Here is a 23930-nt window from a genome sequence, read left to right as displayed (position 1 = left end):
AAAGATGGACGTCAAAGTACCTGATATTGGGGACTTTTCCGAAGTTCCCGTGGTCTCCGTTCTGGTCTCTGTGGGCGACACTGTTGCCGCCGAAGACCCGCTGATTGAGGTCGAAAGCGACAAGGCCACCATGGAAGTGCCTTCGCCCGCCGCTGGCGTGGTGAAGGATATCAAAGTGGCCGAAGGCGACGCTGTGTCCGAAGGCAGCCTGATCCTTGTGTTGGAAGCGGAAGGTGCTGCTGAGGCGCCTAAGGCTGCCACTCCGGAGGCGCCAGCCGCGCCGCAAGCAATGGCTGCAACCGGCACCGCATCCGGCGCTGGAGATGTGCATGCCGAAGTGGTGGTGCTGGGCTCTGGCCCAGGTGGCTACACGGCAGCGTTCCGCGCCGCGGACCTTGGCAAAAAGGTTGTGCTGATCGAGAAAGACAGTTCGCTTGGCGGCGTCTGCCTGAACGTGGGCTGTATCCCCTCCAAAGCCCTGCTGCACTCTGCCAAGGTAATTACCGAAGCCGAAGAAATGGCGGAGCATGGCATCAGCTTTTCCAAGCCCGAGGTTGACCTCGACAAACTGAGAGGCTGGAAAGAAAGCGTTGTAAATCAACTGACTGGCGGTCTTGGCGGATTGGCAAAAACGCGTAAGGTTCAGGTTGTGAACGGCTACGGCTCTTTCGCTGGCCCCAACATGATTGAGGTCGACAACAACGGTGAAAAATCCACCGTCAGCTTTGACCAATGCGTCATCGCGGCCGGTTCTGAGCCGGTCACCCTGCCCTTCATTCCCCATGATGATCCTCGCGTGATCGACAGCACCGGCGCGCTGGAGCTGGAAGATGTGCCAGAGCGCCTGCTGGTGCTCGGCGGCGGCATCATCGGCCTGGAAATGGCCACCGTGTATGATGCATTGGGCTCCAAAGTGACCATCGTTGAGTTCATGGATCAGATCATACCCGGGGCGGACAAAGACGTTGTAAAACCGCTGCACAAACGGATTGAAGGACGGTATGAGGCCATCCTAACCAAAACCAAAGTCACTGCGGTTAAAGCAACGGACGCTGGTCTTGAGGTCACCATGGAAGGTCCGAAGGGCGAAGTGGTTGATACGTTTGACAAAGTGCTTGTTGCAGTAGGTCGTCGCCCAAATGGGGCAAAGGTCAATGCAGCAGCGGCTGGTGTGACTGTGGATGAGCGTGGGTTCATTGCGGTCGATAGCCAGCAACGCACTGGAGTGCCTCACATTTTTGCCATTGGTGACGTTGTTGGACAGCCAATGCTGGCGCATAAAGCCGTGCACGAGGGCAAAGTGGCCGCTGAGGTGGCTGCGGGGCACAAACGTCACTTTGATGCGCGGGTAATCCCGTCTGTGGCTTACACCGATCCTGAGGTCGCTTGGGTGGGTGTCACAGAAACACAGGCCAAGGCCGAAGGCATGAAGGTTGGCAAGGGTGTGTTCCCTTGGGCCGCGTCCGGGCGCTCGCTGTCTCTGGGCCGCTCCGAAGGGCTTACCAAGTTGATTTTCGACGAAGATTCCGAGCGCGTGATTGGCGCCGGGATTGTTGGACCCAACGCTGGTGACCTGATTGCCGAGGTGGCGCTGGCCATCGAAATGGGCGCGGATGCGGTTGATTTGGGACACACCATTCACCCCCACCCAACGCTCAGTGAGACCATCAACTTTGCTGCTGAAATGTTTGAAGGCACGATCACCGACTTGATGCCCCCGCGCAAAAAGAAGTGATCTACACCTGACCAAAATTCAACGCGTCGCAGGCCTCTGCGGCGCGTTTTTTTGTTGGCGAATTAATCGGCAAATTTGACGCTGTTTGGACGTCGGTATTTTGTCTGTATCGCGGCTGTATTGCGGAGGTGCGTATCTTCAGCTGCCAAAGGCGCGCAACAGTAAACGCAACGCCCGTTGCACGACGTCAGAACAGCCTTACAGCGGCCAGAAAAACGGGATCAGCGCAGAGGCCAGAATGCCAATTGATATGTTCAACGGAATGCCGACACGCATGAAGTCGGTGAACTTGTAGCCGCCCGGACCAAAGACCAGCATGTTGGTCTGATAGCCGATGGGTGTCGCAAAGCTGGCCGAGGCTGCAATCATCACGGCGACCACCAAGGGGCGCGGATCCACACCAATGGCCTGTGCCAAACCCACGGCGATAGGCGTCACCACTACGGCCACGGCGTTGTTGGACACAAGTTCGGTCAGCACGGAGGTCAAAAGGTAGATCGCCCAAATCAAAAGGAATGGCGGCAAGCCTTGCAGCCCGGGTGCCAGACCATTCACAATCAGTGACACTGCGCCGGAATGTGAGAGCGCAGCCCCTATGGCGAGCATTGAGAAGATCAACGACAGCAGACGGCCATCGACAAAAGAAAACGCCTCATCCGCGTCGATACAGCGGGTCAGCAGCACCACGGCCACCGCCAGGATCGCCAGATAGAGGATCGGTGCGACGCCCATGCCGGCCAGGATCACGATACCAACCATACAGCCAAGCGCAATTGGGGCGTGACCCCGGCGGTACTCGCGCTCTGACGGGTGGGACACGTCAACCATGTCCATATCGGTGGCCAGACGTTGGATGTCCTCAGGTGCGCCCTCAAGCAGCAGCGTGTCGCCAACACGCACCACCAGTTGATCCAGCTGTTGGCCGATATTCTGATTCCGGCGGTGCACCGCCAGCGGATAGACACCATAGCGGCGACGCAGGCGCAGTGCGCCCAAACGGCGACCCACCATCTTGCAGCCAGGCGTGATCAGCGCTTCTACGGTGGTGGTTTCCACCGCGCCGACCTGATCCAATCGTTTCAGAGACTTGTTTCGTTGCAGGCTAAGCAACTCTGTCATTTTGGTGCGCAGAACGACACGGTCGCCGACCTGGAGCGTGACCGCGCCAAGGTTGCGACGCAGCGAGGTATCACCCCGGATCACGTCAACCAGACGCACGCCGTCGCGCTTAAACAATTGCACGCCAGTCACTTCCCGACCAATTAAGTTGCTCTCCGGCGGGATAACCGCTTCGGTGAAAAACTTCATTTGACTGCGGTTAGACAAAAGATCCGCCATGCTGGCGCGTTCCGGCAGCAAACGGCGGCCAAAAAAGTAAAGATACGCCATGCCCCATGCGACAATAATCAGGCCCAGAGGCGTGACTTCGAAGATTCTGAACGGTTGCAAACCTTGGTCGCGGGCCACACCATCAACAAGAAGGTTTGTGGACGTCCCGATAAGGGTCAGTGTTCCCCCCATGATCGCTGCATAGCTCAATGGGATCAAAAGCTTAGACGCCGATGTTCCCAGCGTACGTGCCAGTTGGGTGAACACCGGTATCATAACCACCACCACAGGTGTGTTGGAGACAAATGCCGAAGCGATGACCACAAAGCACAATAGGACCGTGATCGCGATCTGTGGACGTTCTTGAGCTTGCCCGTCCGCCAAGGCAGTAAAGACCGACAACGCACCTGTGCGCACCAAAGCGCCCATGACAATGAACATCGCCGCGATGGTCCATGGGGCTGGATTGGACAGAACCCCAAGCGCAGCTTGGTACGGCAGCACCCCTAAGAACAAGAGCACAGCAACGCCGCCGATGGCCACAACCTCGGTGGGATACGCTTCGCGCAGAAACAGCACAAACATGCCCAATACAGTGAGAAGGGCCAAAACCGCCTGTGTGGTCTGCGAAAATGCAAAAAGGTCCATACTAAGTCCGTTGTTACCAGCGGCCAACGTTTAGCATGAAGGCCCTGTTGGGCAACAGATTTTCCGCAGGTGCATCATAGTGCTTGGATCGCTTCAGGCTGCGTTCAGGCGCATATGTATCCGCGCCATCCCCCTGATTGCAGATCGTTTTGATTTTGACCGCAATTCAGTGGCGTCAGCTGGGGCCAGATTGGCTCAACCGGCCGCCCTGTCGCACCATTTCGATCCGGGTTGCGGCGCCTGTGCGGTCATCTGTTTCGACGTAGACACCGGAGAGCGTGGCCTCGCCCAGCGCGGGCGTGAAGCGTGATTTTGGCATGCCAGTCACAAAGCGGCGCATGGGCTCTTCTTTCTGCATACCAATCACCGAGTTGTAATCCCCACACATGCCGGCGTCGGCCTGAAACGCGGTGCCGCCGGGCAGGATCTGGGTATCTGCGGTTGGCACATGGGTGTGCGTGCCCACAACCAAGCTCACACGACCATCGCAGTAATGCCCCATACCCATTTTCTCAGATGTGGCTTCGCAATGCATGTCGACAATCGCCGCCTGCACCATGCCGCCACGTGGATGGGCGCGCAGTACTTGGTCTACCGCTGAGAACGGGTCACTATAGGGCTGTTTCATAAACACCTGCCCCAGAGCCTGTGTCACCAGCACCTTACGCCCAGCGCGGGCGGTGAACACGCGAAAGCCTTTGCCCGGCACATCGCCCCGCGCAATATTCAGCGGCCGAATGACTCGCGGCTCATTCTGAATGAACTGCAACATGTCTTTTTGATCAAAGGCATGATCGCCCAAGGTGATACAGTCTGCTCCCGCGTCGAGCAGCGTTTTGGCGTGCGCGCCCGACAAGCCCATGCCATTGGAGGCGTTTTCGCCGTTCACAACAACAAAATCCAGCCGCCAATCGTCGCGCAGCTTCGGCAGGCGTTCCACCACAGCCGCACGTCCCGCACGGCCCATCACATCACCAAGGAAAAGCATTTTCATGGAGACGGTCCTAGGACGGAGTTTCCCGCTTGGCAAGAGTATGACCGGCGGAATGTGGCGTAACATCGCGCTGGCACGTGTGGTCCCCTCTTGTGCCACACCAATTAGGCGATATCTTAAACCGGAACTGACAACACAGGATGTTTTTCATGAAAGCAATTTTGACAGTGGCCGCGGCCGGTGGTTTGGCCGTCCTCGCAGGTTGTGATGAGTACAGCGCGCCCAACCAGGCAGCAGATGCAGCCAACCCAGCCGCAACCTTCTGTATCAATCAGGGGCACGGCTATGAGATCCGCAAGGATGCCGAAGGCAACGAATACGGTGTCTGTAAGTTCAAAGGTGGCGGTGAGCAGGATGCCTGGGAGTACTTCCGCACCAATGCGACCGGGGCGAACCCGGACCTCTAAAGTTTAGAACTCGATGATGCGGCTTTCCGTGATCATCATATCCAGGGGCTGATCGGTGTCTTCCAAAGGCAAGTGGTCAGCCTCTTGTGCATCAAAGGCAAAACCAATTGCCAATGTGGCGCGACGGGCTCGTAGGCGTTCCAGTGTGCGGTCATAGAACCCCCCGCCATAGCCCAGCCGACCGCCTTTGATGTCAAAAGCCACCAGCGGCACAATCACAATTTCTGGGTCAAAGTAGTTGTCCTCTACAGGCACTTTCGCGCCAAAGGGGCCGTCTCGCAAGTCGCCGTCCGGTTCCCAGCGGGAGAACTCCAGCGGCATGGCCTCGCCTTGGATCACAGGCACCCCGACGGGGCCGTGGGCCGAGGCTTCGGCCATTGCCGCAAGCGGAGAGATCTCGGTGCGGATCGGCATATAGCCTGCGAGCGGCACACTACGGTAGCCTGCCAGCACTTCGGAGAGATGCGCGGATTGGCCGGGGGCTGCGTTGGCAAAGGCGTCTTTGCGGCGGGCAAAGGCCGCCTTACGAGAGGCGGCTTTTTGTTCTGTCAGGTCCATCAGCAATGTCTCCGCGTTAGAGTAGCACTTGGGCGGCCAACCCAAGGAAGAGGAAGAAGCCCACCACGTCGGTCACCGTGGTGACGAAAGGACCGGACGCCAAAGCTGGGTCTATGTTTAGTCGGTCCAGTGCCATAGGGATCAGGATACCGCCCAGCGCGGCGGCAACCTGCGTAAGGAACATCGCCACGGCAATCACCACCGCCAACATCGGAACGCCAAACCAGACACCGGCCACTCCCGCCATGATCAGGCCAAACAGCGCGCCATTGAGCGCCCCAACAGACACCTCCCGACGGATCACCCGCCAGGCGTTCTGCGCAGTGAGGTCTTTGGTGGCCAGCGCACGCACGGTCACGGTCATGGTTTGGGTGCCTGCATTGCCCCCCATAGAGGCCACAATCGGCATCAACACCGCAAGCGCGACCATCTGATCTACTGTGTCCGCAAAGAGGTTGATCACGCCGGAGGCCAGAATGGCGGTGAGCAGGTTCACAAACAGCCAGGTAGCGCGGCCTTTGGCGGCATCGAGGATGGTGTCAGACAGGCTGGCCTCATCGCTCACACCCGCCATACGCAGGATGTCTTCTTCGTGTTCCTCATCGAGCACGACCATCGCGTCATCAATGGTAATCACCCCAACCAGCCGGTCGTCCTCGTCTACCACCGGGGCGGAGATCAGGTGGTACTGGTTGAAGGCATAGGCCACGTCTTCCTCATCCTGTGTGACGGGGATGATCTGGAACACGTCTTCAATCAGATCCTTCAGCGGCAACTCCCGGCGAGAAGACATCAGCTTGCCCAATGTGACATTGCCAATCGGCTTCATACGGGGGTCCACAAGGATCACATGGTAAAACTGTTCCGGCAGCTCTTCGGCATTGCGCAGATAGTCGCTTGCCTCGCCAACCGTCCAATGCTCTGGCGCACAAACGGTTTCGCGCTGCATCAAGCGGCCAGCGGTGTTCTCCGGATAACTCAGCGCCTGCTCAACGGCGACACGATCTGCATCCTCAAGCGTTTCAAGGATGGCTTCCTGCGCCGGTTCATCGAGGTCTTCAACGATGTCGACAATGTCATCGCTTTCCAGATCGCGCACCGCGTCGGCAAGAACGTCCGGTTGGAGAACCGCCATAACGTCTTCGCGCAGACCATCATCCAGTTCCGACAGGATATCGCCGTCAAACTCTTCGCCGTAAAGCTGCACAAGGCGACGGCGGTCAAACGGGTTGATCTGTTCCAGAAGGTCAGCAATGTCTGCCGGGTGCAGCGGCTCGGTCAGCTCGATCAACGTGTGCCGGTCTTGCGCCTCCAACGCGTAGAGCACGCCCGCCACAAGTTTCTTTGAGAGTGTGTAGTCTTCGCTGTCTGCTTCGGGCGCGGTCTGCAACTCTGTGTTGGGCATGACGCGCTCCCTTCATGGCGATGGGCCAGTTTGTGTGGCCTTGGACTTGCCACGGACCATAGAGTAAATCAAAGCTAGGACTCAATGGGACACGACCTGTTGGTGCCGAAAAAAGACCCGCCCTCAAGAGATTGGAGAGAATTATGTGCGCACAGACCCTACTGCTTGGGCAGACGCTGAGCTTTGCCGCCAATCCTTTTGAGGCCGGTGTCGACGCCGCCCGGCATGAGACCCATGGCGGGGTTGTTGTCGAGGGGGGGCGCATTGTGGCGGTTGGCACAGCGGACGCCATGCGCACGGCCTACCCTGCGGCGCAGGTTGTGGATTATGGCGACAAGCTGATCTCTGCGGGTTTTGTGGATGCCCATGTGCACTACCCACAGACCGGCATCATTGCGAGTTGGGGCAAGCGGTTGATTGATTGGCTCAACAGCTACACCTTCCCCGAAGAGATGCGCTTTGGCGATCGGACCTATGCGGATCAGATATCGGCCACCTACCTCGACCTCACCGCCAAACACGGCGTGACCACTATGGCGAGCTACTGCACCATTCACCCGGAATCAGTGGATGCCTTCTTTGAGGCGGCGCAAGCGCGGGGACAGCGGGTGATTGCCGGCAAGACCTGTATGGACCGCAATGCGCCGGACGGTCTGCGCGACACGCCGCAGAGCGCCTATGACAACAGCAAAGCTTTGATTGAACGCTGGCACGGCGTGGACCGGATCAGCTATGCTATCACGCCACGGTTTTCGCCAACTTCTACTCCGGAACAGCTGGAAGCGCTTGGCAGTCTGTGGGCGGACCATCCTGACTGCCTGATGCAGACCCATCTGAGTGAGCAAACCGACGAGATTGCCTGGGTGGCGGAATTGTTCCCTGAGGCGCGGGACTACCTAGACACCTATGAGCAATTTGGCCTTTTGGGGGAGAAAGGTCTCTACGGCCATGCGATCCATCTGGAAGAACGCGAAAAGGACCGGCTGCGTGAGGCTGGGGCTGGATTGGTACATTGTCCGACCTCCAACACCTTCATCGGGTCGGGCCTGTTTGACATGGGTGGACTTATGGCCGCCGGTCAACGGGTTGGCCTGGCGAGCGACACTGGCGGCGGGTCCAGTTTTTCGATGCTGCGCACCATGGCTAGCGCTTATGAGGTTGGACAACTGCGGCACAACCCGCTGCATGCGGCAGAACTGATGTGGCTGGCCACGCAAGGCTCAGCGCGGGCGCTGCATATGGAAGACAAGATCGGCAATCTGGCCGTCGGCTTGGAAGCCGATCTGGTGGTGTTGGATTTGGCAAGCACGCCGGAGATTGCGCAGCGGTCGGCGCGGGCCAATGATCTGTGGGAAGCGCTTTTCCCAACCATCATGATGGGCGATGACCGCGCCATCGCGGCCGCCTGGATCAACGGCAAAGTGGTCTAGAACAATCCGTTGTCATTGGATGAGGTCGCCGGGATGGTTTGCAACACATCCCAGTGCTCCACCACCTTACCGTTGTCATCAAAGCGGAAGATGTCGATGCCGGCGTAGTCTTCGTCACCCGGCCATTCCTGATGGCAGTGCAACACCACCATGTTGCCCTCGGCTATGGCGCGTTTGAAGTACACTTTCTTACCAGGATACTCGGCGGCCATGCGTTCAAAGTAAGTGATAAAGGCCTCTTTGCCGTCGCCGACATGCGGATTGTGCTGGATGTACTCAGCACCAACGTAGATCTCTATCGCTTCACGCGGCTTGTTCTGATTAAACATCAGATCGTAGAACGCCATGGCGTTGGCTTTGTTTGTGTCCAAATCGGCCATGGCGTTTTCCTTTTTGTGAGGCTTTAAAACGCCTTGAACGTCAGCGTCGTCAACGTCCGTTCGACGTCCGCAATATCCAGCATATGGTGGTTGATGAACTTGCCCACGTCTTCACCCTCAGGGATGTAAAGCTTCATCAGCAAGTCATACTCGCCGCTGGTGGAATGTAACTCGGAGTGGATTTCTTTTAGTGCGATCTCTTCGGCCACGCGGTAGGTGGTGCCGGGTTTGCAGCGGATCTGGATAAAGACGCAGGTGGTCATAAAAGCCCTCATGTCGGTTTGGGTGTAAGCTGGCACAAATGCCACCCTGACCACAATCGCAAACTGCGCCCCCTTGGCCCGCCTGCGCACGCTGCCTATAAGGTGGCCGACTATCAGCGAAGGATGACCAGATGCGTCAGGCAAGCGTGAGCCGCACCACTGCGGAAACCAAGATCACCGTGGAGATCAATCTCGACGGGACCGGGGTGTATGACAACAAGACCGGCGTGGGTTTCTTTGACCACATGCTTGATCAGCTGTCGCGCCACAGCCTGATTGACATGACCATCCGTGCCGAGGGCGATTACCACATCGATGATCACCACACAGTAGAAGATGTGGGTATCTCGCTGGGTCAGGCGCTGACACAGGCGTTGGGCGACAAGAAGGGCATCCGCCGCTATGCCACCTGTCACCTGCCAATGGATGATGCGCAGGTGCGGGCCTCATTGGACCTGTCCGCCCGCCCGTTCCTGATCTGGAACCTGGCGATGCCCACCCAGAAGATTGGCACTTTTGACACCGAGCTGGTGCGCGAATTCTTCCAGGGCTTTGCCACCCACGGCGGGATCACCCTGCATGTTGATCAAATCCACGGGTTCAACAGCCACCACATTGCCGAAGCGACATTTAAGGCGGTGGCGCGCGCGCTGCGTGAGGCGGTGGAAGTGGACCCACGGAAGGCGGATGCCATCCCGTCGACCAAAGGCGCGCTGTAGCCCTCCAACATTCTCGAATTGGAAAGCCCGCTCTGTGCGGGCTTTTTTTATGCTATCGGCGTTGCTGCGCGTCGGGTGTCACGTCGGATAAGCCATTCTGCAAACATCAGGTTGGGCACCCAACACAGCCAACAGATCAGCGGGTAGCTGCTCTCTTCACCAACCGTCAGAGCCCCAACAATCATATAGAGCCGAAGCGTCACCGCAGAGACTGTCAGAGCGCCAGAGCGGATCATCCAGCGGCGATGTGCTGGGATATCTCGGGTGATCGCAAGGTACACAGCAAACGCGGTTGTCGACAGCCAGGCGACCGCCAAGGTGACAAGACCGCTCGCCGCCACAGGACCTTGTATGGTTTGCAGCCCCAAGAAGACACCGGCGGTGCCGGAAATCAGAACGCCCACGCCGTAGGCCCGTCCAAGCCAGCGATGCAAACCCGGACGACGCATTCGCAGCGTCTTGCCAAATTGAAAAGGCATGATGGCTAAGGCAAAGGGGGCAAAGAAGATATGTGCATAGAGCAGCCAGGGACGCTCCAACGCGTGGTGCACCATCGCGGGCATCACCAGAGCGATATCGGCAATCAGAAACCTAAGAGACCCAAGCGCGATGGCAATCGACAGAAACCACAGCACTGGCAGGCTGCGTGGCAACAGCGGGCGTTTGGGGATGGGGTACATGGGACACTCCGATCAAAATTGACACTGTAAAGTTAATCTTGACGCTGTCAAAATCAGAATTGCTTGACACTGTCAAGTCACGGTTTAGTTTGTCGCCATGAGCACAGCAAAAACCCGCCACCACCACGGAGACCTCAAACGCGCGCTGATCCAAGCGGGCATTGACTTGTTGGAAGAAGGTGGGCTGGAAGCGCTCACGTTGCGCAAATGTGCCGCGCGTGCTGGCGTGTCCCACGCGGCGCCCGCGCATCACTTCGCAGGTTTGCCGGGGTTGATCACCGCCATCGCCGAAGAAGGGTTTGACATATTTTCCAAAAACATGACGGACGCGATTGAGGCAGGGAAGCAGACCGACCGAGAGCGCCTGCGCAGCATCTGTCGCGGCTATTTGCAGTTTGGGCTAAGTCACAGCGGTCTGTTAAAAGTGATGTTTGGCGAACATGGGCTGGGCGTACACGCACCGCGCAAAGACAACCGCGAAGAGGCGGCGGCGTATCTCATCCTGCGCGGTGTCTGCGCGCCATTTGTGCCGGAGGGCGAAGACCCGCATATCGTTGAGGCGCAGGTCTGGTCGCTGATTCATGGCTTTACGCTGCTCTATCTAGGCGGCGAGTTTGGCTGCACCACCACGCCAATTGAAGACAGCCCGTTTGAGGCGGTTATGGCATTGATTGACCGGATTGGCACACAGGTCGAGGCCTAAAGCGCAGCCCTGCCCTGCGCCCTCTTGACCCGCGCGGCGTTTCACTTCACTTGGAAGCGACACGTAAAACGGGACTAAGATCATGCTCACAGCGATCATCGATTATGAAAGCGGCAACCTGCACTCTGCCGAAAAAGCCTTTCAACGGATGGCCGCAGAGGTGCATGGCGGCGAGGTTGTTGTGACCTCGGACGCGGATGTGGTCGCCAAGGCGGACCGCTTGGTACTGCCCGGCGACGGCGCTTTTCCGGCCTGTGCCGCCGAGCTGCGCGGCCACAAGGGCATCTACGACGCCATGGTTGAAGCGGTCGAAGGCAAAGGCCGTCCGTTTCTGGGCATTTGCGTGGGTATGCAGCTGATGGCCTCACGCGGTCATGAATATGAGCTGACTCAGGGGCTGGGTTGGATCGAAGGCGACGTTGAGAAGATTAAACCCAGTGATGCTAGCCTAAAAGTGCCGCACATGGGCTGGAACAATCTGGTGATTGACCACCCGCACGCGCTGCTCGATGGCATCAACAGCGGCGACCACACCTATTTTGTGCACTCCTACCAATTCCACGTGACCAAGCCGGAAGAACGCTTGGCCCATGTGGACTATGGTGGAGACGTGACCGCCATCATTGGGCGTGACACCATGGTGGGCATGCAGTTCCACCCGGAAAAGAGCCAGGACATTGGCCTGCGGATGATCGGTAACTTCCTGAAATGGGCGCCCTAAGCGGCGATGTGAGAGGGGCCAGCCCCTCTTGCGCTAATGCGCAGTTCATCCCGGGATATTTTTAGACAAATGACGGTCAAGCGGCGCGCAAAGCTGTCGGCGCGACCCCATGGGCTTTGCGAAAGGCACGGGTGAAGCTTTCCGGGCTGTTGTAGGCATAGCGCCGAGCGACAGCATCAACCCGGTCACCACGGGTGATGTCTTGATGCGCCAAAATGAGCCGCCAGCGGCGCAGGTAGCCCATCGGGGTTTCGCCGACAGTTTGGGCAAAAAGTTCCGCAAAGCGTGACAAGGACAGGCCCGCCACCTGCGCGAGGTCTGCATTGCTCCAGACCCGGCCCGGAAAATCATGCATTGAAACGATGGCTCGGCTCAGCCGTGGGTCAGCCAAGCCAGCCAGCAATCCCACATCCGTGGCACCACGAGAAATTTGGTCGCGCAGCAAACGCACCATCAGTGCCTCGCCAAGGCGGTTGATCACCGATTGCGCACCGCAGCGGTTGGCGGTGGTTTCCTCCGCCATCAAGCGCACCAGGGCGCGGCTGTCTTCTTCTCCGCTGAGGTCATAGCGCACCTCATCGGGCAAGGCCGACATCAACGGGTTGGTCAGCCCCATCCAATCCACATGCGCGGCAAAGAGCACCTCGCCTGCACAGGTGGTCGTACAGGTCCCACGGGTCAGAAACACCACCCGCGCCGGGGTGCCATCCTCGCCTGCTTTGGCGATCAGATTGGCCTCTGTCAGCGAGGCAGGATGCACGGTGAGGTGAAACTTTTCAACAAGTGTCGTCAGGCGGTCCATTTGGGCTTCCGGAGTTTGAGCACGATCAATCGGATTTATTTGACACAGAAACCGACAATAAGTCCAGCAAGCTCAAACCAAAAGGACAATTCTATGCTAATCCCCCGTCAAAAAACCCCCAACTTGACCTTGCCACTTGTCGGTGGTGGCACCTTTGATCTGGCCGCTGAAGGCTCCGAGCGCGGCACGGTTGTGTGTTTCTATCGCGGCCTGCATTGCCCGATCTGTGCCACCTACCTGAAAGAACTGGAAAAACTGGTCGAGGCCTTTGCCGAGCGCGGCGTGACCTGTGTTGCAGTCAGCAGCGATGGTGAAGAGCGTGCCAAGGACATGGCGGAAAAGATTGCGGCGACTGGCCTGCGCGTGGCCTATGACCTGCCATTGGATGTGGCCAAAGACTGGGGGCTGTATATCTCCACCTCACGCGGCAAAACCTCGATCGGCATCGAAGAGCCTGCGCTGTTCTCCGAACCAGGCCTGTTTATGGTGAGCCCTGAGCAAGCGCTTTATTACGGCTCGGTACAAACCATGCCGTTTGTGCGTCCACATTTCAGCGAGCTTCTGGGCGCGCTGGATTTTGCGATCAAGAATGACTACCCGGCGCGGGGCGAGTACACCGGCGCGGTGTAAGCCCGATACCAAAACCAAAAAAGGCGCGGTCCTGCCGCGCCTTTTTACGTTTCTTTTGGGGGGCGTTACTTCACGCGGGTCCATGACCCACCGCTGCGGCAGATGCCCAGCACGCAACCGCTCACCGCCAAGGAGTTGCCAGAGAGCACCAGCTTGCCTTTGTAGGTTTTGTCGCGGTCGGGCGAGTAGACTTTGCCGCCGCTGTAGTTGCCGCCGCCGTCCGCATTCATGTCCCAGATGATTTTGCGACCGTTGTTTGGGCTGTTGAGCTCGCTGCCATCCGGATTGAACGATTTGGCCAGTGTGCCGCAAATCTTGCTGCCGCAGGCGGCAACGTTGATCAGTCCGTAGTTGCCATTGTCATCCGGAATCGTCTTCCAGGTGCCATAAATTGGATCCGCAAAGGCCGCGCTGGCCCCGATAAGCGTCATGGCCGCAGCCATTAGCGTTTTTTTCATCATTTTCCTCCCGAGTATTTGCACAAACTCTGCGACAAGGCTGTGAGTCGCATCAACCCTGACTTTGGGTCAGGGAGTGATGTCTCGCCGCGTTGCAATTTTGACGGCACCATGCAAAACCAATCTTAACAGCCGGTTTCGGCGTGACATGATAAGAAGGCCCTGCCCCATGATCCTTTATCCCGCAATTGACCTCAAAGATGGCAATGCTGTGCGTCTGCTTCATGGTGACATGGACAAAGAGACTGTTTTTAACGAGAACCCGGCCGCACAGGCATTGGAGTTTGTTGAAGCAGGCTGTGAATGGCTGCATCTGGTGGACCTGAACGGCGCGTTTGCAGGGATTCCGATTAACGCAACGCCGGTTGAGGAAATCCTTAAGCAAACCAACGTGCCAGCGCAGCTGGGTGGTGGCATTCGCGACATGGCCACCATCGAGCGTTGGATTTCCAAAGGCCTGTCGCGGGTGATCCTTGGCACTGTGGCTGTGGAAAATCCGGATCTGGTGCGCGAAGCGGCCAAAGAATTCCCGGGCAAAGTGGCCGTGGGCATTGACGCACGCAACGGCAAGGTTGCGACCAAAGGCTGGGCGGAAGAAACCGATGTGGACGTGATCGACCTGGCAAAGTCATTTGAGGACGATGGTGTCTGCGCGATCATCTACACTGACATCCTGCGCGATGGCGCAATGAAGGGCCCCAACGTTGAGGCCACTGCGGCACTGGCCAAATCGGTGTCGATCCCGGTGATCGCCAGCGGTGGCGTGAGCTCTGTTGAGGATCTGAAGGCGCTGAAAAATTGCGGCGCGGAGCTGAACGGCGCGATTTCCGGTCGGGCGCTGTATGACGGCGCCATTGATCTGGGCGAAGCGCTGAAAGTTCTCAAAGCGTGAGACTGCGGCGCAAGATTGCTTATGGCATCTTGAGCCTGTTGCTGGCCGCCTGCATGTGGCCAGCCTATTTGGTGTGGTGGGCGCAGAGTACGGCGGAGGCGCATGGCTGCACCTTTGGCATGGCAATGCACACCGACGGCTGTCTGGTAAATGGTGAAAACATCGGCGCGCAACTCAATTCAGCCTATTCCAATGCCGGATTGGTGATCCTGACCATGCCCGTTGGCTTTGTGATTGTGGTGAGCCTGATTGTCATGATCAGCAAGGACTTACGACGGAAACACACTCGTTCCCAAACAGAGGCGTGACCTTCTGACGCCTTGGAAATCTCCTGTCCGCATCCCAGTTTGGTAGCGCGAACAAATCAGGAGACGCAGATGTCCGTTTCATTCTTTGATGTCACCGCCACGCCCTTGCCCGAAAACAGTCAGTTGCACGCCCGTATTGCGCCGGACGATTTTCTGGATTGTTACTGCATCGACAGTGATATTCCGCCACGCCAAGCCGCAGAAATCGTCACCAACTTTCCCGGCTGGGCGCAAATGCTGGCAAACCTGCGCACCGTTTTGGTGAAACCTTTTGGCCTGCGGACCGAGGCGCCTAAGGATCAGGACTGCGTTGGCATTTTTCCGGTTGAAAGCGAAAGTGACACAGAGGTTATTGCGGGATTTGACGACAGTCACCTGAACTTTCGAGTGTCCGTGCTGTCGCAAGGCGGCAAGGTGTTTGTCGCCACATGGGTGCATCGCAACAACCTGTTTGGCCGAATGTATCTGGCCACCATCATGCCGTTTCACATCCTGATTGCGCGGGAGTCCTTGGTGCGGGTGGCGCGGGCGACCTAATCCAAACTGTCCGAGCAGATTGCACGTTGCGCCCTGCCACGCTAAGGAGAGGCGCAACGCTTTGAGAAAGCTCCGATATGCTGAAGACCCGTATCATTCCCTGTCTGGATGTCGCTGATGGCCGTGTGGTCAAAGGTGTGAATTTTGTTGGCCTGCGCGATGCCGGTGACCCGGTGGAAGCTGCGCGCGCCTATGACGCCGCTGGTGCGGATGAGATCTGTTTTCTAGACATCCATGCCACCCACGACAACCGCGGCGTGATGATTGATATGGTGCAGCGCACCGCGGAACAGTGTTTTGTACCTCTGACCGTGGGCGGCGGTGTGAGAACGGTCGCAGATGTGCGCAAGCTGTTGCTGGCCGGTGCTGACAAAGTGAGCTTCAACTCCGCGGCGGTGGCCAACCCGGATGTGATTGCCGAAGCCGCCGCACAGTTTGGCAGCCAGTGCATCGTCTGTGCAATTGATGCCAAAACAATTGGCCACGATGAAAACGGCGTGCCCAACAAATGGGGCATCTTCACCCATGGCGGGCGCAAAGAGGCCTTGGACAAAGACGGCAACCCCATTGATGCAGTGGAGTTTGCCAAGCTGGTGGTGGCCAAGGGCGCGGGGGAAATCCTGCTGACCTCGATGGACCGGGACGGGACCAAGGCGGGCTTCAACCTGCCGCTGACCAAAGCGATCAGCGACGCGGTGAACGTGCCGGTGATCGCCTCGGGCGGCGTGGGCACGTTGGATCACCTCGTGGAAGGTGTGACCAAAGGCGGCGCGAGCGCGGTCTTGGCGGCGTCGATTTTCCACTTTGGCGAATACACCGTGCAGGAAGCCAAGCAATACATGCACGACGCCGGTATTCCGATGAGGCTGACATGAGTGTTCTAAACGAATTGGCCGCCACCATTTCCGAGCGCGCCAAGGCGGACCCAGAAAACAGCTGGACCGCCAAGCTTCTGGCCAAGGGGCCTGAGAAATGCGCCGAGAAGTTCGGCGAAGAGGCCATTGAAGCGGTGATCGAAGCCGTCAAAGGTGACCGTGAGAAGCTGACCTATGAGGCGGCGGATGTGCTTTATCACCTGCTGGTGATGCTGGAAGCCCGCGATGTGGCGCTTGACGATGTGCTGGCAGAGCTGGCGCGGCGTCAGGGGCTCAGCGGTGTGGCGGAAAAAGCGGCGCGCCCAAAAGGCTAAGCAAACTCTTGGGCATTTGCGCGCCTCCGCCTATAGTCGCGCAAACGTCCAAAGAGGCAGCGAGCAGATGATAGCAAGATTACGGGTGGGACTGGCGCTTTTGGTGGCAGTGGTTTTGGTGGCGTGTGGCGCGCCGCAGAAACAGGCGCCAGCCGATGTGGCGGGCCTTACCCAAGCGTTGATCTCCCTTGATCCAGTTGTGGACCCCGCCGAGGCGGCGCGGGCTGCGGAGATTGCTTACAATTACTCGCTGGTCTTGCGACAGGACTACAACGTCACCGACAGCGCCCTGATGCACAACGCCAAGGTCAATCAAGGTCTGCGCCCGCGTGGGCTGTGCTGGCACTGGGCGGATGATCTGCAAACCCGCTTGCGACAAGAAGGGTTTCAGACGCTGGACATGCACCGTGCCATCGCTAACCACGACACCATCCTGATCGAGCATAGCACCGTGGTGATGAGCGCCAAGGGCGGCAAAATGCGTGAAGGCATCGTTTTGGACCCCTGGCGCTATGGCGGCTATCTGTTCTGGTCTCCGGTACTGGATGACAGCCGATACAACTGGGAGGAGCGCCATATCGTGCAGGCCGGCCGGAACCGTTAAAAATGCCCCTATTTCTTAGTGAAACCAGACCAACGGCAACATGATTTCAGGTAAATTTAACACTTGGAGCGGCATGACTAATGGCGAGGAAACAAGACCAAGCATGTCATGAACAGCAAACCGACACATGGGGTTCTTGCGAGGCTACTGGACTATTTCTGGCCGCAACAGGAACAGAACCACAGTTTTGAGGAAACACGCGCAAAGCTCTTGTGCGGGTTCTCCGGCCTTATCGGCACGGTGGCTGCCTTACACAATGCCCATATCCTGAGCACGGACACGCAGTTTTCTACGGCTGTCGCAATTGCGTCGTTGTTGTGCGTGCTTGCCTATTTCTTTATTCCGCTGATCTGGCACCGTACACAAAGCAAAGTGCTCGCGACAATGGCACTCATTAGCCTGTACCTGTTTCACACAAATATTCAGATGGCTTTTGACACAAATTACCAATGGCGGCAGGAGATTTTCCTGATCGGGCCGCCGGTGCTTGCGTTGTTGCTTGTTGGCAAGAGAGCCGCGTGGGTGGCAACGGCGGTAATCAGTCTAAATTTGATTGTCGCAGCGATCTGGCAGGACCACCTGCCGTTTGGTTCTCTGATTGTGGTAGCGGCGGTGGCCGTGACCCTAATGACGGGCCTGACCCTGTTTCACAACGAAATTGAGCGCAAAGAACTGCACCTGATTGAACTGCGAGATGAAGCACAGCGCGCAGATCGCGAAAAGAGCGAGTTTCTCGCCAAAATGAGCCACGAAATTCGCACACCTCTCAATGGCTTATCTGGCATTCTTCAATTGCTGGATGAGACTGATCTGACCGAAGATCAAAAATCCCTAGTGGCCACCGGACGCAGCTCCGGGCGCAGCTTGATGGTGCTGATCAACGATGTGCTGGATTACTCAAAAATCGCCGCCCATGGGGTCACCATCGAGCGCATTCCGTTTTCCACACGGGAGTTTTTGACCGGCATTTCCGCAGCGCAATCCGGCGCCGCCAAAGCCAAAGGGCTCACCTTGGACATCGAAGTTGCCGCGGATGTGCCGGCATGGATTGCGTCCGATCCAACCCGCCTCAATCAGGTGGTCACGAACCTTGTTGGCAACGCCATCAAGTTTTCGCAGGACGGCGCCGTCACGGTCACCATGTCGGTGAAAGAGCAGATGCTGTATGTCGCGGTTGCGGACAAAGGCATTGGCCTGACTAACGAAGCCCAGGCACGGGTGTTCAACAAATTTGAGCAAGCCAGTTCTGCCACCAACCGCCGGTACGGCGGTACGGGATTGGGTCTGTCGATTTCCAAAGAACTGGTGGAATTGATGGAAGGGCAAATTGGCGTCGACAGCGCACCGTTCAAAGGCAGCACCTTCTGGTTCACCGTCCCTCTGGTGCCAACAGAAGCCCCCAAAGACACCGCCACAAAAGCCACGGTGTCCACAGTGCAGAGCTTTGACGGGGTTGAGGCTCTGGTGGTGGAAGACAACCGCACCAATCAGATGATTGTGCGCCGCTTTCTGGAAAGCATGGGCGTGAACGTCGATATAGTCGAGGACGGCCGCCCTGCCCTGCAGCACTGTGCCGCCAAACGCTATGATCTGATCCTGATGGACATCCAACTGCTGGATATGGACGGCGTCGAAGCTACTGAAATCTTGCGGGCTCATCCTGGCCCCAACCAACACACGCCGATTGTGGCCCTCTCCGCGAACATCCTACCGGAGCAAACCAACGCCTATCTGAAAGCCGGCATGAACGCCTGCCTTGGCAAGCCGTTCCGCAAAGATGAGCTGTCCAAAGTGATGAGCGAATTGGTGAAGCCGTCTCAGGCGGACCAGCCAGCAGCCTAAAGTTTGGACGAAATCACGCCGGTGTTAAAGCCGCCCATGCGCAGCTCCCCAAACAGGCGCTGATACTCGATCTTGGGACAGCGGTTTTGCACCACGTCGACGCCACGCGCCGCGGCCGTTGCTGCCGCCTCCGCATGTTCGACGCCAATTTGCATCCAGATGGTCTGAAGCTCCGGAAACTGCGTCAGCGCCTCGTCGACAATGGGCGGCACGGCCTCTGAGCGGCGAAAAATATCGACCATATCCACTGGCTCCTGAATGGCACTTAAGCTCGGCTGGATGGTTGCACCAAACAACTCCTTGCCTGCATGACCGGGATTTACAGGAATGACCTTGTAGCCCTTGAGCGACAAGTAGCGCGCCACGTAGTAGCTCGGCCGCACTGGGTTCATCGACACGCCGACCACAGCAATGGTTTTGGTGCGCTTGAGGATGTCGCGCAGGAAAACGTCGGTGTCAGTCATGGTTGGCCCCGGTTAGCAAGTGGTGGCCGCACCGTAGCGCAGCACACAGGGAACAAAAGGCAAAAAAAAGCGCCCAAGGTGAAACTTGGGCGCAGGTTCGGAACGAGGGACAGTGAAGGGAAACACGGAAGCTCCGTAGGCCGTGTCTCTTACATCACTACGTATGTTCGCAGAATTGGATGTAAAGAGCGTGCGAGATTCTCATGAACAAGTGGTTAACAACTTGGGCAGATTTCCGCTCAATCGAAGATATCTTCAATCACGTCAAACACATCTTCAAACAGGTCTTTGGCCCATTTGCCACGTTTCTTCTTGGGCTTTTTCTTCTTCGAATACGACGTGTCGGACCATTGGGGATTGGGTTTTGAGGCGCGGCGCTCGGTTTTGTGTGCCGCTTTGCTTTTGGACTTTGGCGTGCGGATCGGATGAGAAAAATGCGCCGGAGCATTGTGTGGCGACGGCACCGGCATTTGTTTCAGATTGTGCAGAGGGGCGCCACAGCTGCTACAGGCCAGCTCATGACGGGTGTCACCAGCCAGCACAAGCGCGGCGCGTGCGCCACAATAGCAGCAGGTGGCAATTTTGGATGGGTGGGACAACGCGCGCTCCTCTGATGCTGGCTTGCCCACGTCACCTAAGCATCCGGAGGCGCCTTTGGGAGCCTCCAGCGGAGATATTTGGGGTCAAATGAAGATCTGGACCAGTTTTTAACGCGGCAATGTGGCGTAGAGCGCGACGGCAGCAGCGTTGGACACGTTGAGGGAGCCAAAGGCGCCGGCAAAGTTGATCTTCACCAGTTGATCCACCGTCTCTTTGGTTTTTTGGCGCAGCCCCGGTCCCTCGGCCCCCAGCACCAGAGCAATGGGCGCGTCGTGACGGCCCGCCAGTGCGGTCTCGATGGTCTCGTCGGCCTCGCCATCCATGCCCAGCACGATATAGCCCATGTTTTGCAACTCGGTGATGGTGTCCGCCAGATTGCGCAGGCGCAAATAAGGCTGGCGCTCCAGAGCGCCACTGGCGGTTTTGGCCAAAGCACCGGTTTCCGGTGCGGAGTTGTGGCGGGTACCTATCACGGCCAAGGCGCCAAAGACCTCCGCGGAGCGCAGGATGGCGCCGACATTATGCGGATCGGTTACGCGGTCCAGCAGGATCAGACGTTGCGGACGATCATCATCGGCAATGGCCACATCCGAGAGCTTGCCCCAGTTCAGTGGCTTCACTTCCAATGCTGCCCCCTGGTGCACGGATTGCGGATCCAGCGGCGCATTGAACTTGCGCGGATCAACCATCTCCGGCGTCATGCCCGACTCAGCAATGGCATCCGCCAGCTTATCCGCAGCATTTTTGGTCACGATGAGTCGCAGCTTTTCACGTTTTGGATTCGCCAGAGCGTCGCGCACAGCATGCAGCCCAAACAACCAGACGGTTTCTGCCGCATCCTTGCGTTTCTGCTGTTCTTTTTGCACGACCCATTTGGGTTTTTTCATCGCTCTGACACCTTCAAAATAAAGAGGGTTCACCAATGCGGAAAAGAAGCGGGCTCTGCAAGGTATTTTGTGGTTGACGCCCCCAACAACTGCCAATAAATACCGCCTCACACCAAGGCCAACGGGCCTTAAGAAAGTGGGCGACAGGCCGCAAGGTGTGGCAGGGGACTGTAACTCCCTCGCGGAGACGCACGCCTGGTTCGATTCCAGGGTCGCCCACCACTTTCTTCCCTTCCGATACAGACATCTGGCGGCAGACAGCCGGCCAAATCCCGTTGCTGCTGCGCCAAATCCACAATTGTCCGCTTCAAACCCGGGGAAACACACTGTTTCCACGCGATTAAAAGTTAACAGCGATCCATTCATTGAAAACAACCGCTTAACGTGTAAGGACATCCCTGAGATTTCCTTAAAATCATTGTCTCGTGCGTTAGGAGGACCATCGTTCCATGTTACTTACCCTGTTGTTGAGCACATCCGCATTGGCGCTGGGCGCCATGGTCGCCACCCCGCAGAGCGATGATGACGTTGAAGGCCCAGATGCGACCACCCCACCGTTGGAACCAACGTCGGAAACCGGCACCGGCGGCAGTGACATTCTGCACGGCACCATCGAAGACGAGGTGATGCGTGGCTATGGTGGCAACGACCTGATGCAGGCCTTTGCCGGAAACGACCTGCTGTTTGGTGGGGACGGCAACGACGAGCTCTACGGCGCCGAGGGCGAGGACACCCTGCGCGGCGGCACTGGCGATGACTGGCTGTTTGGCGAGACAGGCAACGACTATCTGCTTGGCAAAGATGGCAATGACAGTCTGAGCGGCGGCACCGGCACCGACCTGCTAAAAGGCGGGCGTGGCGATGATGTGCTCGACGGCACTGATGGCGTCGAAGATACCACCGACAGTGACACGCTGGAAGCCGGCGACGGCAATGACCTGCTATATGGCGACAATGGCGATGTGCTGTCCGGCGGCGCGGGCGTGGACAGCTTTGAGGTGATTGTTGATCCCAACAGTGACTCCATGGTGCACATCCGTGACTTTGACCTGACCGCAGTTGACGGCGATGCAGTGGAAACCATCACGCTGCTGGATGAACACGGCGATCAGATCCGGCTGCAGGACCTCCTTCAACTCGACGCGCCGATGTTGACCATCGTGGACGCCGAGGACGGCACCGGAGCCCTGCTGCGCTTCAACGATGTGAATGTGGCTTTGGTGGAAGGCGTGAGCGCCAGCGATTTGCTCAACGACACAAATAGTTGGCTCGGCAACACTTCCGTGCCCACGCCTGAGCCGATTTTTGGCACCGGCGGAGGAGAAGAGCTGATTGGCGGCCAAGGCGACGATGCCATCCGTGCTTATGGCGGTGACGACCTTGTTGATGGCAACGGCGGCGACGATCGTGTGCTGGCGGGCGCCGGTGACGACACTGTCTATGGCGGCACAGGCAATGACGTGCTGCGCGGCATGGATGGCAATGACTCCTTAGAGGGTGGTTCGGGAGACGACTACCTGCTGGGCAAATCTGGCGACGACATATTGCGGGCCGGGACCGGCACCGATGTGCTCAAAGGTGGGTTTGGCAGTGACCTTCTGGATGGCCGCGATGGCGCGGTGTCCGGTGTGGACAGCGACACATTGGAAGGTGGGGATGACAACGACCGTCTGATCGGGGACAACGGCGATGTGCTGACCGGCGGCACGGGCATCGACGACTTTGAAGTCGTGGTCGACCCGGACGGCGCGGAGGTGGTGCAAATCACCGATTTTGACCCAACCGAGCAGGACCGTAACGACGCCGAGACAATCACCCTGCTGGATGAAAACGGACAGCTGTTGCCGGCCTCCGATTTTAACAATCCGGACACCACAACCTTGTGCATTCATGATACCGAGGATGGCAGCGGTGCGATCCTGCATCTTGACGGTGTGGATGTGGCGTTTATCTCCGGCGTCACCGCCAGTGAGCTGCAAGACAACATCGATAGCTGGCTTGGCAACCTCGTGGGACCTCAGGTTCAGTCGAACCACGGCACGGGCGGTTCTAACGACCTCGCAGGCACCGACGACGCAGAGGTCATCCGCGCCTATGGCGGCAATGACACAGTAGAGGCCGCGGGCGGGGACGACCTGGTCTTTGCAGGCAATGGTGATGATGTGGTCGATGGCGGCGAAGGCGATGACACGCTACGCGGTGGCAACGGCAACGACCTACTGGAAGGTGGCGACGGCGACGATTACCTGCTGGGCAAATTTGGCGATGACACGCTGGAAGCCGGTGAAGGCACCGACCTGCTCAAAGCCGGCAGCGGGGACGATCTGCTGAATGGCCAGGACGACGGAGAGGATCCGACAGACAGCGACACGCTGATTGGCGGCGACGGGGACGACCACCTGATCGGCGACAACGGCGATGTTCTGGAAGGCGGCGAAGGCTACAACACCTTTGAGGTGGTCCGCCACGCAGATGCCGGTGCCGTCGTGCACATCCGGGATTTTGAGCCGACAACGCAATACGGCCAAGACAAAGACGTCATCACATTTGTCGACGACAATGGCGATCCGATGCCAGTGGACATGTTCTCGTCGCCCTTCATCAATCTTGTGGACGATGCCGATGGCAATGGTGTGTTTGTACAGGTCAACGGCCAAACATCCGTGTTCCTGGAAGGGGTGACTGCCCAGCAGTTGGAAGGCCTCAACAACCGTTGGGTTGGAAACTACGCCTCCTAATGCGACG

General features: G+C 57.9%; 27 protein-coding genes and 1 tRNA gene. 16 read left to right on the top strand and 12 right to left on the bottom strand.

Annotated features, from left to right (window positions below):
- The first annotated feature begins 4 nt into the window (after positions 1-4).
- The gene (gene lpdA / locus JXR15_RS09885; RefSeq protein ID WP_422053063.1) at positions 5-1735 is read left to right on the top strand and encodes a dihydrolipoyl dehydrogenase; all 1731 of its coding nucleotides are present in this window, start codon (positions 5-7) and stop codon (positions 1733-1735) included.
- Positions 1736-1933: 198 nt separating this feature from the next.
- Here lpdA and JXR15_RS09880 read toward each other — a convergent pair whose 3' ends face one another.
- Both JXR15_RS09880 and JXR15_RS09875 read right to left on the bottom strand, forming a co-directional pair.
- Positions 1934-3712: an SLC13 family permease gene (locus JXR15_RS09880; RefSeq protein WP_422053062.1), complete on the bottom strand. Its 1779-nt coding sequence runs from the start codon at positions 3710-3712 to the stop codon at positions 1934-1936.
- A gap of 175 nt (positions 3713-3887) precedes the next feature.
- Entirely contained in the window at positions 3888-4706 is an 819-nt protein-coding gene (locus JXR15_RS09875) for a TIGR00282 family metallophosphoesterase (protein WP_299419703.1), read from the bottom strand.
- A 149-nt stretch (positions 4707-4855) separates the two neighbouring features.
- Here JXR15_RS09875 and JXR15_RS09870 point away from each other — a divergent pair, with 149 nt between their 5' ends.
- A complete protein-coding gene (locus JXR15_RS09870; RefSeq protein WP_422053061.1) occupies positions 4856-5113 on the top strand; it encodes a DUF333 domain-containing protein in 258 nt (85 codons plus the stop codon).
- 3 nt (positions 5114-5116) lie between these two features.
- Here the strand turns inward: JXR15_RS09870 and JXR15_RS09865 are convergent, their stop codons facing one another.
- Both JXR15_RS09865 and mgtE read right to left on the bottom strand, forming a co-directional pair.
- Entirely contained in the window at positions 5117-5674 is a 558-nt protein-coding gene (locus JXR15_RS09865) for a 5-formyltetrahydrofolate cyclo-ligase (RefSeq protein ID WP_422053709.1), read from the bottom strand.
- A gap of 13 nt (positions 5675-5687) precedes the next feature.
- Positions 5688-7076 carry a magnesium transporter gene (mgtE, locus tag JXR15_RS09860; protein WP_422053060.1) on the bottom strand — a complete coding sequence of 463 codons (1389 nt, stop codon included), beginning with the start codon at positions 7074-7076 and terminating at the stop codon, positions 5688-5690.
- Between the two features lie 143 nt (positions 7077-7219).
- Between mgtE and guaD the strand changes: the two genes are divergently transcribed.
- Entirely contained in the window at positions 7220-8506 is a 1287-nt protein-coding gene (gene guaD, locus JXR15_RS09855; protein WP_422053059.1) for a guanine deaminase, read from the top strand.
- Here guaD and JXR15_RS09850 read toward each other — a convergent pair.
- Together JXR15_RS09850 and JXR15_RS09845 are read right to left on the bottom strand one after the other, a co-directional pair.
- Positions 8503-8886: a nuclear transport factor 2 family protein gene (locus tag JXR15_RS09850; RefSeq protein ID WP_422053058.1), complete on the bottom strand. Its 384-nt coding sequence runs from the start codon at positions 8884-8886 to the stop codon at positions 8503-8505. The two genes, guaD and JXR15_RS09850, sit on opposite strands and share 4 nt — an antisense overlap.
- A 23-nt stretch (positions 8887-8909) precedes the next feature.
- Entirely contained in the window at positions 8910-9149 is a 240-nt protein-coding gene (locus tag JXR15_RS09845; protein WP_164641951.1) for an Lrp/AsnC ligand binding domain-containing protein, read from the bottom strand.
- A 131-nt stretch (positions 9150-9280) separates the two neighbouring features.
- Here JXR15_RS09845 and hisB point away from each other — a divergent pair, with 131 nt between their 5' ends.
- Positions 9281-9868: an imidazoleglycerol-phosphate dehydratase HisB gene (gene hisB / locus JXR15_RS09840; RefSeq protein ID WP_422053057.1), complete on the top strand. Its 588-nt coding sequence runs from the start codon at positions 9281-9283 to the stop codon at positions 9866-9868.
- Between the two features lie 47 nt (positions 9869-9915).
- Here hisB and JXR15_RS09835 read toward each other — a convergent pair whose 3' ends face one another.
- The gene (locus JXR15_RS09835; RefSeq protein ID WP_422053056.1) at positions 9916-10548 is read right to left on the bottom strand and encodes a DUF2306 domain-containing protein; all 633 of its coding nucleotides are present in this window, start codon (positions 10546-10548) and stop codon (positions 9916-9918) included.
- Between the two features lie 97 nt (positions 10549-10645).
- Between JXR15_RS09835 and JXR15_RS09830 the strand changes: the two genes are divergently transcribed.
- Together JXR15_RS09830 and hisH are read left to right on the top strand one after the other, a co-directional pair.
- Positions 10646-11251 (top strand): TetR/AcrR family transcriptional regulator, encoded by a 606-nt coding sequence (locus JXR15_RS09830; RefSeq protein WP_422053055.1) that lies wholly within the window; start codon positions 10646-10648, stop codon positions 11249-11251.
- A gap of 82 nt (positions 11252-11333) precedes the next feature.
- Positions 11334-11972 (top strand): imidazole glycerol phosphate synthase subunit HisH, encoded by a 639-nt coding sequence (gene hisH / locus JXR15_RS09825; protein ID WP_422053054.1) that lies wholly within the window; start codon positions 11334-11336, stop codon positions 11970-11972.
- A gap of 76 nt (positions 11973-12048) precedes the next feature.
- Here hisH and JXR15_RS09820 read toward each other — a convergent pair whose 3' ends face one another.
- Complete coding sequence (locus JXR15_RS09820; protein WP_422053053.1) at positions 12049-12774, bottom strand: AraC family transcriptional regulator; 726 nt, start codon at positions 12772-12774, stop codon at positions 12049-12051.
- Positions 12775-12867: 93 nt separating this feature from the next.
- Between JXR15_RS09820 and JXR15_RS09815 the strand changes: the two genes are divergently transcribed.
- Positions 12868-13404 (top strand): peroxiredoxin-like family protein, encoded by a 537-nt coding sequence (locus JXR15_RS09815; protein WP_422053052.1) that lies wholly within the window; start codon positions 12868-12870, stop codon positions 13402-13404.
- A 65-nt stretch (positions 13405-13469) separates the two neighbouring features.
- On the opposite strand, the gene JXR15_RS09810 is transcribed toward JXR15_RS09815, so the two are convergent.
- On the bottom strand, positions 13470-13862 hold the full coding sequence (locus JXR15_RS09810; protein ID WP_422053051.1) for a DUF2147 domain-containing protein: 393 nt from the start codon (positions 13860-13862) through the stop codon (positions 13470-13472).
- 169 nt (positions 13863-14031) lie between these two features.
- Here JXR15_RS09810 and hisA point away from each other — a divergent pair, with 169 nt between their 5' ends.
- From hisA to JXR15_RS09775, 7 genes are all read left to right on the top strand, one after another.
- Positions 14032-14754: a 1-(5-phosphoribosyl)-5-[(5-phosphoribosylamino)methylideneamino]imidazole-4-carboxamide isomerase gene (hisA, locus tag JXR15_RS09805; RefSeq protein WP_422053050.1), complete on the top strand. Its 723-nt coding sequence runs from the start codon at positions 14032-14034 to the stop codon at positions 14752-14754.
- A complete protein-coding gene (locus JXR15_RS09800; RefSeq protein ID WP_422053049.1) occupies positions 14751-15062 on the top strand; it encodes a hypothetical protein in 312 nt (103 codons plus the stop codon). The genes hisA and JXR15_RS09800 overlap by 4 nt, the downstream gene beginning before the upstream one ends.
- 69 nt (positions 15063-15131) lie before the next feature.
- The gene (locus tag JXR15_RS09795; RefSeq protein ID WP_422053048.1) at positions 15132-15599 is read left to right on the top strand and encodes a DUF2867 domain-containing protein; all 468 of its coding nucleotides are present in this window, start codon (positions 15132-15134) and stop codon (positions 15597-15599) included.
- A 77-nt stretch (positions 15600-15676) separates the two neighbouring features.
- A complete protein-coding gene (gene hisF / locus JXR15_RS09790; RefSeq protein WP_422053047.1) occupies positions 15677-16474 on the top strand; it encodes an imidazole glycerol phosphate synthase subunit HisF in 798 nt (265 codons plus the stop codon).
- Positions 16471-16788, top strand: coding sequence for a phosphoribosyl-ATP diphosphatase (locus tag JXR15_RS09785; RefSeq protein WP_422053046.1), 318 nt, complete (start codon positions 16471-16473; stop codon positions 16786-16788). The genes hisF and JXR15_RS09785 overlap by 4 nt, the downstream gene beginning before the upstream one ends.
- A gap of 67 nt (positions 16789-16855) precedes the next feature.
- Complete coding sequence (locus JXR15_RS09780; protein WP_422053045.1) at positions 16856-17392, top strand: hypothetical protein; 537 nt, start codon at positions 16856-16858, stop codon at positions 17390-17392.
- Positions 17393-17500: 108 nt separating this feature from the next.
- On the top strand, positions 17501-19234 hold the full coding sequence (locus tag JXR15_RS09775) for an ATP-binding protein (protein ID WP_422053044.1): 1734 nt from the start codon (positions 17501-17503) through the stop codon (positions 19232-19234).
- Here JXR15_RS09775 and JXR15_RS09770 read toward each other — a convergent pair.
- The 3 genes from JXR15_RS09770 to rlmB form a co-directional block, all read right to left on the bottom strand.
- Positions 19231-19698: a CoA-binding protein gene (locus JXR15_RS09770; protein ID WP_422053043.1), complete on the bottom strand. Its 468-nt coding sequence runs from the start codon at positions 19696-19698 to the stop codon at positions 19231-19233. The genes JXR15_RS09775 and JXR15_RS09770 overlap by 4 nt on opposite strands.
- A 239-nt stretch (positions 19699-19937) precedes the next feature.
- Positions 19938-20297: a hypothetical protein gene (locus tag JXR15_RS09765; RefSeq protein ID WP_422053042.1), complete on the bottom strand. Its 360-nt coding sequence runs from the start codon at positions 20295-20297 to the stop codon at positions 19938-19940.
- Positions 20298-20405: 108 nt separating this feature from the next.
- Positions 20406-21185 (bottom strand): 23S rRNA (guanosine(2251)-2'-O)-methyltransferase RlmB, encoded by a 780-nt coding sequence (gene rlmB, locus JXR15_RS09760; RefSeq protein WP_422053041.1) that lies wholly within the window; start codon positions 21183-21185, stop codon positions 20406-20408.
- A 138-nt stretch (positions 21186-21323) separates the two neighbouring features.
- Here rlmB and JXR15_RS09755 point away from each other — a divergent pair.
- Positions 21324-21407 (top strand) — tRNA-Tyr (locus JXR15_RS09755).
- Between the two features lie 227 nt (positions 21408-21634).
- Positions 21635-23923 carry a calcium-binding protein gene (locus JXR15_RS09750; protein ID WP_422053040.1) on the top strand — a complete coding sequence of 763 codons (2289 nt, stop codon included), beginning with the start codon at positions 21635-21637 and terminating at the stop codon, positions 23921-23923.
- The last annotated feature ends 7 nt before the right edge of the window (positions 23924-23930 follow it).

It is taken from the genome of Shimia sp., from assembly GCF_049116215.1.
Taxonomy (GTDB): domain Bacteria; phylum Pseudomonadota; class Alphaproteobacteria; order Rhodobacterales; family Rhodobacteraceae; genus Shimia.
This window is presented reverse-complemented; position numbering and strand designations above follow the sequence as displayed.